Here is a 14,584-nt window from a genome sequence, read left to right as displayed (position 1 = left end):
TCCTTAAATATTCGCGGAATTAGCGTCGCCAAAAGGCTGGGAAAAATAGAACAATGAGCGTCAGTATCTCGAGTCGTCCCATTAGCATGCCTAAACTTAGCAACCATTTAGCGGCGTCTGGCAGTGGAGCAAAGTTCCCGGTTGGACCGATCACGCTGCCCATTCCCGGACCCACGTTGGCAACGGCTGTGATAGCGCCTGAGATGCTTGTTATTGGGTCTAACCCCATCGCACTCAAACCACCAGCAATTAAGATAATCGTGATAAAGAACATCAAACCAAATGCCACGAGTGAACGCACAATGTCGTCATTCACAGGTCGCTGATTGTAGCGTTGAACAAACACGCCCGATGGGTGAATTAGCTTCATCATTTGTTTGTGGAGCATGGTCATCGCGATCTGGAAGCGGAAGATTTTTATACCGCCAGAGGTTGAACCCGAGCAAGCTCCCGCCATCATTAGGAATGCAAACAAGGTCGTTGGCAGTGCACCCCACGCGGTGAAGTCTTCTAAGCCAAAACCGGTTGTGGTGACGACTGATACGATGTTGAACATCGAAACACGCATCGCATCCATAACAGTGTAGCCATCTCTAACCACCAACCATGTTGATATTACGGCGCTGGTGACCAAGAACAGGTATGTAAAACCTCTCACTTGCGCGTCTTTGTAGAGGATTGAGAGTTTTCTTCCACGCAGTGCGCTAACGAACAGTAAGAACGGCAGGCCGCCAAGGAACATGAACAGTGTTCCTACCCAGTGAGCACTGTTGGAGAAGTGGTTCATTGATCCATCTGATGTTGAGTACCCCCCCGTCGACAGTGTTGTGAACGCGTGATTGATCGCATCAAAGATGCCCATGCCTGCAAACAGATAGCTAATGATGCATAAGCCAGTCAGAACCAGATAAACCGCCACGATGTTTTTCGCGACTGTTTTCGCTCGTGGGCTACTTTTATCTGACCAATCGGATGATTCAGTTTGGAACAGGCGCATACCACCAACGTTGAGCATTGGTAGAACCGCTACCGCCATCACGATAAAGCCGATACCGCCTAACCATTGCAGTATTGAACGCCACAACAGAATGCTTGGTGCCATGCTGTCTAAGCCGCTTAATACGGTTGAACCCGTCGTGGTGATACCTGACATGGTTTCGAAGTAGGCGTCCGTAAAGCTGATGTGATTAATGAAGACAAACGGCAGTGCAGCAAAGGCACTGGCAATCGTCCAGACCAGAGAGGTGATCAGGAACATGTCCCGCACCCCAAGTCGGAACTTAGCGGAGCGGCCTAAACTCAAGCAGATGAACGCCACAATGTGCGTGATCACTACCGATTGACCAAACTCGAGGAAGCCACCGGTGCCTGTGAAAAAGGCAACCAATGTAGGGATGTACATGAAAAGGGCGAGTTTTGATAACACTAACCCTATCACTAATAATATCGGACGAAAGTTGACCATAGCTTAATAGACCATCGCTTTGAGCCGGAGCGTCGTTCTCACAAGAAGAAAGCTGCGAGAAGAAGCTTACGAGAACAAGGCTATAAGAAGAACGGGCTCGGTTGGAATAGAGACTCAACATCAGGTACGTATTTCTTGTCCACTAGGAACATCACTACGTGGTCATCTTGTTCGATTACGGTTCTATCGTGCGCGATAAGCACCTCTTCTCCGCGAACAATCGCACCAATGGTGGTACCCGGTGGCAGTTTGATGTCGCCAATCGCTCGGCCAACAACCTTAGAGGTGGTTTCGTCACCGTGAGCAATCGCTTCGATCGCCTCTGCAGCGCCGCGACGTAGAGATGATACGTTTACAATATCAGCACGACGAACGTGGGTAAGCAGCGCAGAAATGGTCGCTTGCTGTGGCGAGATAGCAATATCAATCACACCACCCTGAACAAGGTCTACGTAAGCACCACGCTGAATCAGTACCATTACCTTCTTGGCGCCCATTCGCTTCGCCAGCATTGCTGACATGATGTTGGTTTCATCTTCATTGGTTAGAGCGATGAACACATCTACCTGATCGATGTTCTCTTCGGTCAGCAGTTCTTGGTCGGCAGCATCACCACAGAATACGATGGTGTTTTCTAATTCTTCAGATAGCTTCTCAGCGCGAGTGTAGCTGCGTTCGATAAGCTTGATGCTGTAGCTCTGCTCAAGGCGTTTCGCCAAGCTTGCACCAATGTTACCACCACCGACAATCATGATGCGGCGGTACGGCTTCTCTAGGCGCTGTAGCTCACTCATTACTGAGCGGATGTGGTTACTTGCTGCCACAAAGAAAACCTCATCATCGGCTTCAATGATGGTGGTGCCTTGTGGGCGAATAGGGCGACCTTGACGGAAGATAGCGGCTACACGAGTATCAATGTGCGGCATGTGTTCACGCAAAGCAGACAGTGCGTTACCAACCAATGGTCCACCGTAGTAAGCTTTTACTGCGACTAGGCTAACCTTCTGTTCAGCAAAGCTCACAACCTGTAGTGCACCTGGGTATTGAATCAAGCGCTCGATGTAGCTGGTGACGAGTTCTTCGGGTGCAATCAGGTGATCGACTGGGATTGCACCTGATTTGAAGAGTGCTTCTTTCTCTTCTAAATACTGTGGAGAGCGGATACGGGCAATTCGGTTTGGCGTATTAAACAGAGAGAAGGCAACCTGACATGCGGCCATGTTGGTTTCATCCATGTTGGTTACGGCAACCAACATGTCGGCATCTTGCGCGCCCGCTTCACGTAGTGTGTTCGGGTGGCTGGCATAACCGTTTACAACCCTAAGGTCGTATTTGTCCTGAAGTTCACGAAGTCGGTCGGCATTGCGGTCGACGATTGTGATGTCATTGTTTTCACCCACTAGGTTTTCAGCAAGGGTACCGCCAACTTGTCCAGCACCTAGAATAATGATCTTCATAGCCTTTCTCTTATTTTTTGCCGTTGTAATTCTAGTGCTCTTATTTCGCTTTGATAATGCACTAGAAAGAAACAGCGGCTAAGAAATAAATTCTTAGCCGCTGTTAGTTGTTATGCCTGTTTTACTAGAACTGCGTAGTAGAAGCCATCCATATCTTCTTCACCAGGCAGTATTTGACGCCCCGGTTTTTCGATATCAGACCCAACCAGCGTTGCGTTCTCGGTGCGCTCTAAGAATGCTTTCACTTGCAGCACATTTTCTTGCGGCGCGATAGAACATGTCGCATAAACCATGGTGCCGCCTTCTTTTAGCTGGCGCCACATTGCATCCAAAATCTCACTTTGCAGCTCTGCTAGTGCATCAATATCAGATGCACGGCGTAGCCACTTAATGTCAGGGTGACGGCGGATTACACCCGTCGCTGAACACGGAGCATCAAGTAGGATGCGGTCAAACTGACTGCCTGTCCACCACTCTTCAGGGTAGCGAGCATCACCACAGATTACGTCAGCACGTAGTTGTAGGCGTTCAAGGTTATCGTAAACGCGGTCTAGGCGTTTAATATCACTGTCGATTGCAACCACTTCAGTGTCTTGAGTATGTTCAAGAATGTGTGCAGTTTTACCACCAGGTGCTGCGCAGCAGTCTAGGATTAGCTCACCATCTTTTGGTGTTAGGAAATCAACGGAAAGCTGAGCTGCAGCATCTTGCACCGATACCCAGCCTCTGTCGAAGCCAGGAAGCAAAGTAACGTCACAAGGTGAGGCTAATTTTATGGCATCAGCTGCTTCAGGGTGCAGTGTGTATTCAATGTTTTCGTTTTTAAGCAGTTCAACATACTCGTCACGAGTGTGGTGTTGGCGGTTTACGCGCAGCCACATTGGTGCCTTGCTGTTGTTTGCTTCAACTAATTGCTCCCACTGATCTGGGTAGCTTTCTTGAAGCATTTTTAGGATCCAGCTTGGATGGCTGTATTTGCCCGCATTGTGGCTAACGGCTTTCTCATCTAGCTCTTCTTGATCGCGCAGGTAGCTGCGAAGTACTGCGTTGATCAAACCACTCAGGCTTGGGCCGCGCAGTGTTTTGGTTGCTTCAACTGTTTCAGCAACGGCAGCATGCGAAGGAATGCGCATAAAGCTCAACTGGTAAATGCCTACTAAGATCAGATGGTGGAATACACGCTTTTTACCTTTAAGCGAGTTTTCCATCAGTTCGTTAGCGATTGACTCTAAGCGAGGCAGGTAACGAAGTGCGCCGTAGCAAATCTCTTGCAATAGAGCATGGTCTCGCGGACGGATCGTTTTTTGAGCCGCAGGGAGAGCGTGTGAAAGAGAGTGGCCTTTATCGACAACTTGGAATAGGACATTTGCAGCAGCAGCGCGAACATTCATGAGGGGTACCGAATATTTATTTGAATACATGAGGGCATCTCTGCCCTCGTAAAGGTTTTCTAAACTGTGTTTTTACAAGCTACACGTTTTAAAGTACATATTGAGTAGCTTTAAAGCGGTTAAGAAAGTTGAGTACCAACTTCAAACCAGCTTGCACGTGAGTTCAAGATATCTTGAACTGACATGGCTTTTTTACCTGGAACTTGTAACTGTTCCAATACTAGTACTTTGTCGCCAGTCGCAACATAAATACCAGTCTTATCTGCTTTGATGATTGAGCCAGCTGGCGCAGATGTCGATTCTTCATCAACACGCGTTTGCCAAACTTTAATGCTTTTTTCATCATTAGAGCTGCTATCAACAATCGCAAAGTGACTTATTGGCCACGGGTTGAAAGCGCGCACACAACGTTCGATGTGTTCTGCACTGTCATTCCAATCAATTTTAGCTTCTTCTTTGCTCAGCTTCTTCGCGTAGTTAGCAAGTTCGTCGTCTTGCTTCTCAGCTACGGCTTTACCAGAAGCGATGTCGGCTAAGCACTCAACAAGCGCATCAGGGCCAAGCTCTGCTAACTTGTTGTACATTGACGCGCTGGTGTCTGTAGCTTCGATAGGCAGTGTTACTATGCTTAGCATGTCACCAGTATCAAGGCCGATATCCATCTGCATGATCGTCACGCCTGTCTCTTTATCACCTGCCCAGATAGAGCGTTGTATAGGAGCAGCACCACGCCAGCGCGGTAAGATAGAACCATGTACGTTGATACAACCTAAGCGAGGCGTATCTAATACTGCTTGTGGTAACAGCATGCCGTAAGCGACAACAACCATGATGTCAGCATCTAAATCAGCTAGTTCTTGCTTAGCTTCATCTGACTTGAAGTTTTCTGGCTGGTAAACCGGAATGCCGTGCTCTAATGCAAGTTGTTTTACTGGTGGTGCAGACAGTTTTTTCCCTCGACCAGCTGGGCGATCTGGGTTGGTGTAAACTGCAATAACTTCATGCTCCGAAGACAACAACGCCGCCAAATGAAGGGCGGCGAAATCCGGAGTACCTGCGAAGACAATTCTTAAAGATTGACCCAAGGTAGACTTCCTTCTTAATTTAGTAATAGCAGCGGTTATTAACCTTGTTTCTCGTTGAAACGTTTAATCTTCGCTAGCTTATCTTGAATACGTTTGCGCTTTAGTGGCGATAGGTAATCAACAAACAACTTGCCTTCTAGGTGGTCAAGTTCGTGCTGAACACAGATAGCCAGAAGGTCGTCAGCGTCGAATGTGAATTCGTTGCCTTCACGGTCTAATGCTTTAACCGTTACTTCTGCAGCGCGAGGTACTAGAGCTCGAGCGCCTGGTACAGATAGACAGCCTTCTTCGATACCATCTTCGCCACGTTTGTCGGTAATTTCAGGGTTGATCAGAACCATAGGCTCGTCACGTGTTTCTGAAATATCGATAACAACGATGCGCTGGTGGAAATCTACTTGCGTTGCAGCAAGGCCGATACCTTCTTCGTCGTACATGGTTTCAATCATGTCATCAACGAACTTTTGAATCTCTGGGGTAACTTCTTTTACCGGTTTCGCCACGGTACGTAGACGATCATCTGGTAATGTTAATACTTGTAATACAGACATATACACTCGAAATATTGAACTGTGCCGAAACAGCTTAAACCTTGTTGGCTCAATTCTAGACATTTTAGAGGTCAAATGACAGCATCCTGAAGGTAATTCTCTAATCAGATGTCATATATTCAGACCAAGGAACCTAGGTCATGCGTCATTTTTTCCCCGCTTTATCTCTTATTTGTGCCTCGCTTTCGTTCGCCACTATGGCTGAAAATAGTGAACAACCTTTAACCATTAAACAAGGCGCACCCGAAGCGTATGTGGTGGTGAAGGGCGATACTTTGTGGGATATCTCCGCGATGTATCTTGATAGCCCATGGCTGTGGCCGAGGTTGTGGCAGGTCAATCCTGAGATAGAAAACCCTCATCTTATTTACCCCGGAGATAAATTGTCTCTGGTTTGGATTAATGGCGAGCCTGTATTGAGCCTCAAACCCGTCATCAAGCTAAGCCCTAAGATTCGTGTCTCTGAGAAGAAAGCAGTACCTACCGTGAATGAAGGGCTTGTTTTGCCGTATCTACAATCTGATCGCTTGGTTGAGCAGCAAGATATTCAATCTGCTCAACGAGTGTTGGGGACAAGTGATGGTAAACGTTTCTTATCGGGTGAAGACCGACTATTTATCTCGGGTAATCAGCAACATCAAAAGTGGGGTATCTATCGCGCTGTTGAAACTTACCAGCGACAGCAACCTCAAGCGAGTATGACTTCTTTGCGTTTGGTCGCCACGGCGCGCTTGAAAGAGGTGGATGCTGAGTTCAGTAGTTTGCAAATAGAGACTCAACTGCAAGAGGTACTGCTCAACGACCTCGTGTTACCAGAACTTGGCGTTGGTCAGGTGAAGCTCTCAACCACGTTTTATCCTGTGCCTAGTGCTGCGGGTCAGTTTGCTAATATCTTGGGTTCGTTAGATGGCAGCCAATACAGTGCAAAGAATCAGGTCGTGGTTATTAACAAAGGCTCGCAAGATAATCTTCGCCAAGGCTCTATGTTTACGCTCAGCGAAAGCGGCGCGGTGGTGTTTGGTAAGCAAGGCGAATACAGCTATAAAGAGTCGGCGGCGAGCGATAAGGTGCAGTTGCCAAGTACTTCACTCGGTAGTTTGATGGTCATTCGTCCTTATGAGTATTTTAGCTTGGCCTTGATCACTCAGAGCTCTAAGCCTGTTAGCAATGACATTCTGGCGGTATCGCCTTTGGACCTTGCTTTGGCGGAAGAGCTTAAGGGTACCGAGTGAATGAGCAACAACTGAGCGCTTGGCTAACTCTAAGTTTTGTACCGCAATTGGGTGGCAAGCGCCTTTCTCGTCTGCTGAGCATTGATTCCCCTTCTAATATTATTGGTTACTCAAGCCAGCAACTGCAAGCGATTGGCTTGTCAGCTAAGCAAACCTCCTATTTAAGAGAGCAAGCCCCAAGAGAAGTAGAGGCTTGCCTAGCGTGGCAAGCAAGACAACCCAACCATCACATCATTACCCCGAATTGCTCACATTATCCCAAACTGCTGAATGAGACCGCCTCTGCACCAAGTGTTCTTTTCGTTAAAGGTCACGTTGAGAAACTGATTGAGCCTCAAATCGCAATGGTTGGCAGTCGTAATGCCAGTATCGAAGGGCTGCAGACAGCGAAGTCCTTCGCCAAAGAGTTCGTCCAAAATGGTTTGATTGTCACCAGTGGCTTAGCGTTGGGTATTGACGGCTATGCTCATGATGGTGCTCTAGATAAAGGAGGGGAAACTTTCGCGGTTTTAGGCTCTGGCTTAGATTCCATTTACCCTGCGCGGCACAGAAACTTAGCCGATAGAATCTGCGAAAATGGTGCGCTGATTTCAGAGTTTCGCCCAAGTGCCAAACCACGACCTGAACATTTCCCTCGCCGTAACCGTATTATAAGTGGGTTATCGCTCGGAACCTTGGTAGTTGAAGCGGCTGAGAAGAGCGGCTCTTTGATTACAGCTCGCTATGCCATGGAGCAAGGCCGAGAAGTGTTTGCGCTGCCTGGTTCAATTCATAGCCCTACCAGCCGTGGCGGCAATAGCTTAATTAAAGCTGGTGCATGTTTGGTGCAAAATGCTCAAGATGTTCTGATCGAAATAAAGAGTCTGTTAGACTGGTCTATAGATCAGCAGCCCAGTTTGTTCGAGCCTACGTCGAATGAGGGTGAAAATGAACAATTGCCATTTCCACAGCTGTTAGCTAACGTAGGATTAGAGGCGACACCCGTTGATATTTTGGCACAGAGAACCCATATACCTGTGCATGAGGTCATGATGCAGCTTTTAGAGCTTGAGCTCTCAGGGCATGTTGTTGCAGTTTCCGGTGGCTATATTCGAAAGGGGAGAGGCTAAGCTATGATGATGGACATACTGATGTACTTGTTTGAAACCTACATCCATAGCGATTCTGAATTGCAGGTGGATCAAGATGAGCTGGAAGATGAGCTTCTTCGAGCAGGGTTTCACCAAGATGATATTTATAAGGCCCTCCATTGGTTAGAAGATCTTGCTGCATTGCAAGATACCGAGAACCAAGCGGCGATTAGTGTGTGTTCCAATACCTCGATGCGTATTTATACCAGTCGAGAGATTTCACGTATTAATATGGAGTGTCGAGGCTTCTTATTGTTCCTTGAGCAGATCAACGTGCTTACGACAGAGATTCGTGAAATGGTGATTGATCGTGTGATGGGGCTTGAGACCAACGAATTTGAATTGGATGATCTGAAATGGATTATCTTAATGGTGCTATTTAATGTGCCGGGTAATGAAAGTGCTTACACGCAAATGGAAGAGCTGTTGTACACCAAAGAGCAAGGTATCTTGCATTAATACAGGCTTGTCATGAGTAGTAAGATTGATAATCAGCTTTTTTCAGCACATGAACATGCGTTAGAGCATGAACCATGTCCACAGTGTGGTGGGGAGCTTCAGCTTCGCCATGGTAAGCACGGCCCATTTTTAGGCTGTAAGCAGTATCCGAGCTGTGATTACATCAAGCCTTTGCATCAAAACGATGGACACGTGGTGAAAGAGCTGGGTGTGCCATGTCCTAAATGCCAAAACGAATTGGTATTAAGGCAAGGCCGCTTTGGGATGTTCATTGGTTGTAGTAGCTACCCAACGTGTAATCACATCGAATCTTTGGATCAACCAAAAGAACAACCAGAAGAGCAGCCACTTGTTGCTTGTCCTGAGTGTGGCAGAGGCCATTTGGTTGAGCGTAAATCTCGCTATGGCAAAACCTTCTATGCTTGTGATAACTACCCAAAGTGTAAGTTTGCAGTAAACCAACCACCTATTATCGGTCGTTGTGAAGAGTGTCAGTTCCCGTTGTTACTTGAGAAGAAAACAGCCAATGGAATCAAGAAACAATGTGCTGATCGCAAGTGTCACCACATTCAATCTCAATAACCTGATGTTATAGACAAAAAAACGGCGCTCACTGAGCGCCGTTTCTATATCCAATAAACGTTCTATATTCATCAAGCAATGTAGACTTACTTCATCTGCTCAGCAAATTCATGCACAGCAGGGTAGGCTTGCTTATCGAGAATGTCTGCCAGTGAGCATAACGCTCTTTGCAGCTCTGCGTTGTAGTCAGCGCTCACGTTAATGTGGCCCATCTTACGACCTGCACGCTTCTCTTTACCATACCAATGAACATGACAGCCACCTTGAGCAAGAATTGCTTCAGGTAGGGTATCTTCGCCAAGGATGTTGATCATTGCGGTTGGGCGAATCAGTTTGGTGCTGCCTAGTGGCATCCCACATACGGCACGTAGGTGGTTCTCAAACTGACAAGTTTCAGCGCCTTGCTGCGTCCAGTGGCCAGAGTTATGAACACGTGGTGCAATCTCGTTAACCAGCAGTGAACCTTGAACATCAAAGAACTCTAGCGCGAGCACACCAACGTAATCTAAGCGTTCAGCAATGGCAGTGAACATGGTTTTCGCTTGCTCTTGCAGTTCAATGTCATCAATCGCTGTCGATAAGCTCAACACGCCATCGGTGTGAACATTTTCAGCCAGTGGGTACACTTGAATCTCACCATTGGCGCCACGAGCACCCACCAGTGATACTTCGCGGTCAAACGGGACAAACTCTTCAGCAACAATGGCTTGGTTGTCTGTTGCTGCGATGCACTCAGCCATTTCTGTCCAAGTCGCGTCAACGTTATCTAATGTCTTTAAGCGCCATTGACCTTTGCCATCGTAGCCGCCAAGTGTGCTCTTCAATACCATTGGTAAGCCAACGTGAGCGATCGCAGCGTCAAAGTCTTCGCGAGAGTTAATCACGTAGTACTTAGCATTTTTCACGCTTGCTTCGTCTAACAGGATTTTTTCAAGGCGACGGTCACCGCCAGCTTTGATTGCTTCTGTTGTCGGTAAGAACTTACCGCTGCGCTCACATACCTCAAGAACATCGTGAGGGATATGTTCGAATTCAGCAGTAATGACGTCCGCACGCTCAATCGCATTGTCTAAGCCGTTGCCTAGAATCGCTTGCGTTAATGGATGAACAATATTTTTGCTGCCAACATCAAAAGCAGAAATTTCAATATTCAGCGGTGCCCCAGCTAGGGACATCATGCGAGCAAGTTGGCCCGCGCCTAACACAAGAACATGCATGGGAATTAGTCCTCTGCAGGGTTTGGATTAGCAAGAACCGTTTCTGTTTGCTCAGAGCGGAACGCTTCTACTTTCGCCATCACTTCTTCATTGTGTGTACCAATGATTTGAGCGGCTAGGATGCCTGCATTGGCTGCGCCAGCTTCACCGATAGCCAGAGTACCTACCGCGATACCTTTTGGCATTTGTACGATAGAAAGCAGTGAGTCCATGCCTTTCAGTGCTTTAGACTGAACAGGAACACCTAAAACAGGTACGCTTGTGAAAGCTGCAGCTATGCCCGGAAGATGCGCAGCACCGCCAGCACCAGCAATAATCACTTTAATACCGCGCTCTTTCGCACTGGTTGCGTAGTCAGCAAGCAACTGAGGTGTGCGGTGAGCAGAAACCACTTTTGTTTCGTACGCCACGCCAAACTGATCCAACATTTCTGCAGCTAGCTTCATTGTTGGCCAATCAGATTTAGAACCCATGATAATACCGACAGTCATCTCAAACTCCTTCAGGTACGATTTAATTAGTGATTAGATATTTTGCGCGCATTATACGGGTAAAATTGCTTAAGGAAAACGTTTGCGTCAGTCTAAGTTGTTAATTGATACATTTTATAAACAAATAGCTTTAGTCACAGTGAATGATAATTTGTACACTTAGCGAGTTCGATAACAGAATTAATGAGGCAACCCTTGGATAACTTTCAACATACTTTGCAGGCATTACAACAAGGTGAAGTCATTGCTTACCCGACTGAAGGCGTTTTTGGGGTCGGTTGTGATCCCGATAATCCACAAGCCATTAAGAAATTGCTCGATTTAAAACAGCGGCCGATGGAGAAAGGGTTGATCCTAATTGCTGCGAGTTACGAGCAGTTGCTGCCCTATATTGACGAAAGCCAGTTGACGGAAGCGCAGTTAGCGACCGTAAAAGCAACATGGCCGGGACCAGTGACTTGGATAATGCCAACCAGCAGTAAAGTAACTGACTGGGTCAGTGGCCAATTTGAATCCATCGCGGTGCGAGTGACGGATCACCCTTTAGTTCAAAGAATGTGTAATGAATTCGGTAAGCCGTTAACCTCGACCAGTGCTAACCTGACAGGTGAACCGCCTTGTATGACGACTGAAGAAGTTCAACAGCAACTGGGTCAACATTTGGTGGCTATTCTCGAAGGTCAAACGGGTGGTCGTGAGAAGCCAAGCGAAATTAGAGATGCAAAAACGTCGAAAATATTAAGACAGGGTTAAACCCTGCAAAGGAAGAAAGATGTCAGCAATTGATAAAGAAGCAGTAAAACAGTTTTTACTGAGCCTACAAGATTCGATTTGCCAGCAGCTTGAGCAAGCTGATGGCACTGCACTGTTTGAAGAAGATGCATGGGAGCGTGAACCTGGCGAACGCCTTGGTGGCGGTGGTCGAACTCGTGTGATGACCAACGGTGCGGTATTTGAGCAAGGTGGGGTTAACTTCTCTCACGTAGCGGGTAAGGCGATGCCTGCCTCAGCCACAGCTCACCGCCCTGAATTAGCTGGACGTAAGTTTGAGGCGATGGGTGTCTCATTAGTTATCCACCCTAAAAACCCATACATCCCGACCTCACACGCCAACGTTCGATTCTTTATTGCGGAAAAAGAGGGGGAAGACCCGATTTGGTGGTTTGGTGGTGGTTTTGACTTAACGCCATTTTATCCTTTCGATGAAGACTGCCAATCTTGGCATCAAACCGCTAAAGATCTTTGTGCGCCGTTTGGTGATGATGTTTATCAAGAACATAAAGAGTGGTGTGATAAATACTTCTACCTGCCTCACCGAGACGAAACACGCGGTGTGGGTGGTCTGTTTTTTGATGATCTTAATGAGTGGGGTTTCGATAAGAGCTTTGCTTATATGCAGGCTGTCGGTGAAGGCTTTGCAGCCGCCTATCTACCCATTGTAGAACGACGTAAAGAGACGTCTTACGGCGAGCGCGAGCGTGACTTCCAACTTTATCGTCGTGGTCGCTATGTTGAATTTAACCTAGTTTACGACCGTGGCACCTTATTTGGTCTACAAAGCGGTGGTCGCACAGAGTCTATATTAATGTCGATGCCGCCATTGGCTCGCTGGGAATACCGCTACGAACCACAAGCGGGTTCACCGGAAGCTCTGCTTTATAGCGACTACCTCAAGCCTCGAGTTTGGTAGTTCTTCCTTCCTTATAGGGATAGTGATAGGGTCATCTATATAGATGACCCTTTTTTATTTCTGTTAGGTAAGGATATGACACAGCAAGTAGATCGTTATGCCGTTTTCGGTAACCCTATTGGGCAAAGCAAATCGCCATTCATTCACACATTATTTGCTCGCCAAACCAGCCAACAACTTACCTATACAGCACTCCAGCCAGAACAAGGTGAATTCATCATTGCTGCTCAAGCTTTTTTTAGTGAAGGTGGTAGAGGGTGTAATGTCACAGCGCCATTTAAAGAAGATGCTTATCAGTTCGCTAATCGCCTGACTGAAAGGGCTGAACTAGCAGGTGCTGTAAACACACTTAAGAAGCTCGATGATGGAGAGATCATTGGTGATAACACCGATGGTGAGGGTTTAGTTCAAGACCTTCTTCAACATCAAGTTATGCTCGAAGGGGCTCGCGTTCTTCTGCTTGGCGCTGGTGGTGCTGCAAGAGGAGTGATTCAACCTCTTCTCGACCAAAAGCCACAACAGTTGGTAGTCGCTAACCGAACCAGTTCAAAGGCAGAACTATTGGCTGAGATGTTTTCGTCGCATGGAAATATCAAAGGTATGGGGCTAAGTGATGTTAATGAAGGCTTTGATGTCATCATTAATTCGACCTCGTCTGGTTTAAGTGGTCAGCTTCCTGAAATTTCTGAGATTATCTTCAATTCGAATAGTGCCGTTTATGACATGGTTTATGGATCTGGAACGACGGTATTCAATCAATGGGCATTAGATAATGGTGTTCACGCTGCTTATGATGGTTTAGGCATGCTAGTGGGGCAGGCAGCAGAGAGCTTTATGCTATGGCGTGGTCTTCGTCCAGGAACAAAACAGATTTTAAGAGAACTACGTAAAAACCTAGAGATGTAATGAGGTATTTATAAAAATGAATCAATCAATTCTATTTCCTGATATCCAAGATTGGGATGAAGAAAATCAATCAATCATCTTCCCTGCACAGCAGTCTGGCGCACTGATTGAGTGTGTTATGTCTATTGAAGAGCTGTCTCGATTGGCAGGTAAAAATATAGAAGAAGGCGATCAAGCTTTAGTTATCTTTTCAGAGTTACGTTTCGATATTGAAGAGCTAGCTGAAGAGTTAATAGAAGAAGAGGAGTATGACTCCTCTAATCGGATTCAGATCAAAGTGTTTTAGACTGGCAACACAGAGTCTAGATAGTCGTTTTTATTCTGAACATAGTTGTCAGCTGACCTCTGTAAAAAGGCACGCTCTTTATCATTTAATGGGCGTGCTTGCTTTACTGGGCTTCCTACATATAGATAACCGCTTTCAAGTACCTTATTCGGTGGCACCAAGCTACCAGCACCAATCATCACATCTTCTTTAATAACCACGCCATCGAGCACGATAGCTCCCATACCAACAAGTACGCGATCTTCAATGGTGCAGCCATGCAGCATTACTTTATGCCCGATAGTGACATCATTACCTATTAGTAGAGGATAACCCTCTGGGTTTTCTGCATTCTTATGGGTGACGTGCAAAACGCTGCCGTCTTGGATATTCGTTCTATCTCCAATATGAATGTGGTTCACATCTCCTCGAGCTGCAACTAAAGGCCACACACTAGAGTCGTCACCGATTTTGATATCACCAACCAGTACCGAACTCGTATCTATATAGACACCTTGTCCAATCTGAGGGGATATTCCTTTATAACTGTGTATTGAACTCATAAATCCTCCTTTATATAGGCACCTTAAGCCCTTAATTAAGGGGAATACTAGTGAAAATGGGGTGTTTTGAACAAAAAACGCTCGAACAATCAAAAAAGTA

The 14,584-nt window shown here is 46.6% G+C and carries 16 protein-coding genes; 8 read left to right on the top strand and 8 right to left on the bottom strand.

Translation table 11 applies throughout. The features are described from left to right. Positions 1–19 precede the first annotated feature (19 nt). The 5 genes from ACED59_RS15175 to def all read right to left on the bottom strand — a co-directional run bounded on the left by ACED59_RS15175 (position 20) and on the right by def (position 5,949). Entirely contained in the window at positions 20–1,465 is a 1,446-nt protein-coding gene (locus ACED59_RS15175; RefSeq protein WP_009848099.1) for a TrkH family potassium uptake protein, read from the bottom strand. Positions 1,466–1,545: 80 nt separating this feature from the next. Further along, positions 1,546–2,997, bottom strand: a complete 1,452-nt coding sequence (trkA, locus tag ACED59_RS15170; protein ID WP_267868334.1) for a Trk system potassium transporter TrkA — start codon at positions 2,995–2,997, stop codon at positions 1,546–1,548. Positions 2,998–3,032: 35 nt separating this feature from the next. Further along, entirely contained in the window at positions 3,033–4,313 is a 1,281-nt protein-coding gene (gene rsmB / locus ACED59_RS15165) for a 16S rRNA (cytosine(967)-C(5))-methyltransferase RsmB (protein WP_017098113.1), read from the bottom strand. 119 nt (positions 4,314–4,432) lie between these two features. Beyond that, on the bottom strand, positions 4,433–5,398 hold the full coding sequence (gene fmt, locus ACED59_RS15160) for a methionyl-tRNA formyltransferase (protein ID WP_017098114.1): 966 nt from the start codon (positions 5,396–5,398) through the stop codon (positions 4,433–4,435). Positions 5,399–5,436: 38 nt separating this feature from the next. Next, positions 5,437–5,949: a peptide deformylase gene (gene def / locus ACED59_RS15155; RefSeq protein ID WP_004735769.1), complete on the bottom strand. Its 513-nt coding sequence runs from the start codon at positions 5,947–5,949 to the stop codon at positions 5,437–5,439. A gap of 140 nt (positions 5,950–6,089) precedes the next feature. On the opposite strand from def, the gene ACED59_RS15150 reads away from it, so the two are divergent. The 4 genes from ACED59_RS15150 to ACED59_RS15135 are packed head-to-tail and all read left to right on the top strand — an operon-like array spanning position 6,090 to position 9,352. Further along, positions 6,090–7,181, top strand: a complete 1,092-nt coding sequence (locus ACED59_RS15150; protein ID WP_017098115.1) for a LysM peptidoglycan-binding domain-containing protein — start codon at positions 6,090–6,092, stop codon at positions 7,179–7,181. Continuing rightward, positions 7,178–8,290, top strand: a complete 1,113-nt coding sequence (gene dprA / locus ACED59_RS15145) for a DNA-processing protein DprA (protein WP_017098116.1) — start codon at positions 7,178–7,180, stop codon at positions 8,288–8,290. Before ACED59_RS15150 ends, dprA begins: the two co-directional genes overlap by 4 nt. Positions 8,291–8,293: 3 nt before the next feature. Continuing rightward, the gene (locus ACED59_RS15140; protein ID WP_009848094.1) at positions 8,294–8,770 is read left to right on the top strand and encodes a DUF494 family protein; all 477 of its coding nucleotides are present in this window, start codon (positions 8,294–8,296) and stop codon (positions 8,768–8,770) included. 12 nt (positions 8,771–8,782) lie between these two features. After that, on the top strand, positions 8,783–9,352 hold the full coding sequence (locus tag ACED59_RS15135; protein ID WP_017098117.1) for a type I DNA topoisomerase: 570 nt from the start codon (positions 8,783–8,785) through the stop codon (positions 9,350–9,352). 86 nt (positions 9,353–9,438) lie between these two features. On the opposite strand, the gene ACED59_RS15130 is transcribed toward ACED59_RS15135, so the two are convergent. Together ACED59_RS15130 and purE are read right to left on the bottom strand one after the other, a co-directional pair. Then, positions 9,439–10,569: a 5-(carboxyamino)imidazole ribonucleotide synthase gene (locus tag ACED59_RS15130; RefSeq protein ID WP_017098118.1), complete on the bottom strand. Its 1,131-nt coding sequence runs from the start codon at positions 10,567–10,569 to the stop codon at positions 9,439–9,441. A gap of 5 nt (positions 10,570–10,574) precedes the next feature. Continuing rightward, a complete protein-coding gene (gene purE, locus ACED59_RS15125; RefSeq protein ID WP_371705040.1) occupies positions 10,575–11,060 on the bottom strand; it encodes a 5-(carboxyamino)imidazole ribonucleotide mutase in 486 nt (161 codons plus the stop codon). Between the two features lie 195 nt (positions 11,061–11,255). On the opposite strand from purE, the gene ACED59_RS15120 reads away from it, so the two are divergent. The 4 genes from ACED59_RS15120 (at position 11,256) to ACED59_RS15105 (ending at position 13,942) form a co-directional block, all read left to right on the top strand. After that, a complete protein-coding gene (locus tag ACED59_RS15120; protein WP_004735778.1) occupies positions 11,256–11,813 on the top strand; it encodes an L-threonylcarbamoyladenylate synthase in 558 nt (185 codons plus the stop codon). A gap of 19 nt (positions 11,814–11,832) precedes the next feature. Continuing rightward, entirely contained in the window at positions 11,833–12,750 is a 918-nt protein-coding gene (gene hemF / locus ACED59_RS15115) for an oxygen-dependent coproporphyrinogen oxidase (RefSeq protein ID WP_017098119.1), read from the top strand. 75 nt (positions 12,751–12,825) lie between these two features. Next, complete coding sequence (gene aroE / locus ACED59_RS15110) at positions 12,826–13,656, top strand: shikimate dehydrogenase (RefSeq protein ID WP_017077328.1); 831 nt, start codon at positions 12,826–12,828, stop codon at positions 13,654–13,656. Positions 13,657–13,672: 16 nt separating this feature from the next. Continuing rightward, complete coding sequence (locus ACED59_RS15105) at positions 13,673–13,942, top strand: DUF1488 domain-containing protein (RefSeq protein WP_017077329.1); 270 nt, start codon at positions 13,673–13,675, stop codon at positions 13,940–13,942. On the opposite strand, the gene ACED59_RS15100 is transcribed toward ACED59_RS15105, so the two are convergent. Then, positions 13,939–14,484, bottom strand: a complete 546-nt coding sequence (locus tag ACED59_RS15100; protein WP_017098120.1) for a gamma carbonic anhydrase family protein — start codon at positions 14,482–14,484, stop codon at positions 13,939–13,941. The two genes, ACED59_RS15105 and ACED59_RS15100, sit on opposite strands and share 4 nt — an antisense overlap. Between the last annotated feature and the right edge of the window lie 100 nt (positions 14,485–14,584).

This window comes from Vibrio sp. FF266, assembly GCF_041439695.1.
Taxonomy (GTDB): domain Bacteria; phylum Pseudomonadota; class Gammaproteobacteria; order Enterobacterales; family Vibrionaceae; genus Vibrio; species Vibrio tasmaniensis_A.
The sequence above is the reverse complement of the archived record's forward strand: the minus strand, read 5'-3'. Positions and strand labels throughout refer to the sequence as shown.

Coding starts and splice junctions, on each gene's coding strand:
- ACED59_RS15175 (WP_009848099.1), bottom strand. CDS start 1,465: ATGGTCAACTTTCGTCCGATATTATTAGTGATAGGGTTAGTGTTATCA.
- rsmB (WP_017098113.1), bottom strand. CDS start 4,313: ATGAATGTTCGCGCTGCTGCTGCAAATGTCCTATTCCAAGTTGTCGAT.
- def (WP_004735769.1), bottom strand. CDS start 5,949: ATGTCTGTATTACAAGTATTAACATTACCAGATGATCGTCTACGTACC.
- ACED59_RS15150 (WP_017098115.1), top strand. CDS start 6,090: ATGCGTCATTTTTTCCCCGCTTTATCTCTTATTTGTGCCTCGCTTTCG.
- ACED59_RS15140 (WP_009848094.1), top strand. CDS start 8,294: ATGATGATGGACATACTGATGTACTTGTTTGAAACCTACATCCATAGC.
- ACED59_RS15135 (WP_017098117.1), top strand. CDS start 8,783: ATGAGTAGTAAGATTGATAATCAGCTTTTTTCAGCACATGAACATGCG.
- ACED59_RS15130 (WP_017098118.1), bottom strand. CDS start 10,569: ATGCATGTTCTTGTGTTAGGCGCGGGCCAACTTGCTCGCATGATGTCC.
- purE (WP_371705040.1), bottom strand. CDS start 11,060: ATGACTGTCGGTATTATCATGGGTTCTAAATCTGATTGGCCAACAATG.
- hemF (WP_017098119.1), top strand. CDS start 11,833: ATGTCAGCAATTGATAAAGAAGCAGTAAAACAGTTTTTACTGAGCCTA.
- aroE (WP_017077328.1), top strand. CDS start 12,826: ATGACACAGCAAGTAGATCGTTATGCCGTTTTCGGTAACCCTATTGGG.
- ACED59_RS15105 (WP_017077329.1), top strand. CDS start 13,673: ATGAATCAATCAATTCTATTTCCTGATATCCAAGATTGGGATGAAGAA.
- ACED59_RS15100 (WP_017098120.1), bottom strand. CDS start 14,484: ATGAGTTCAATACACAGTTATAAAGGAATATCCCCTCAGATTGGACAA.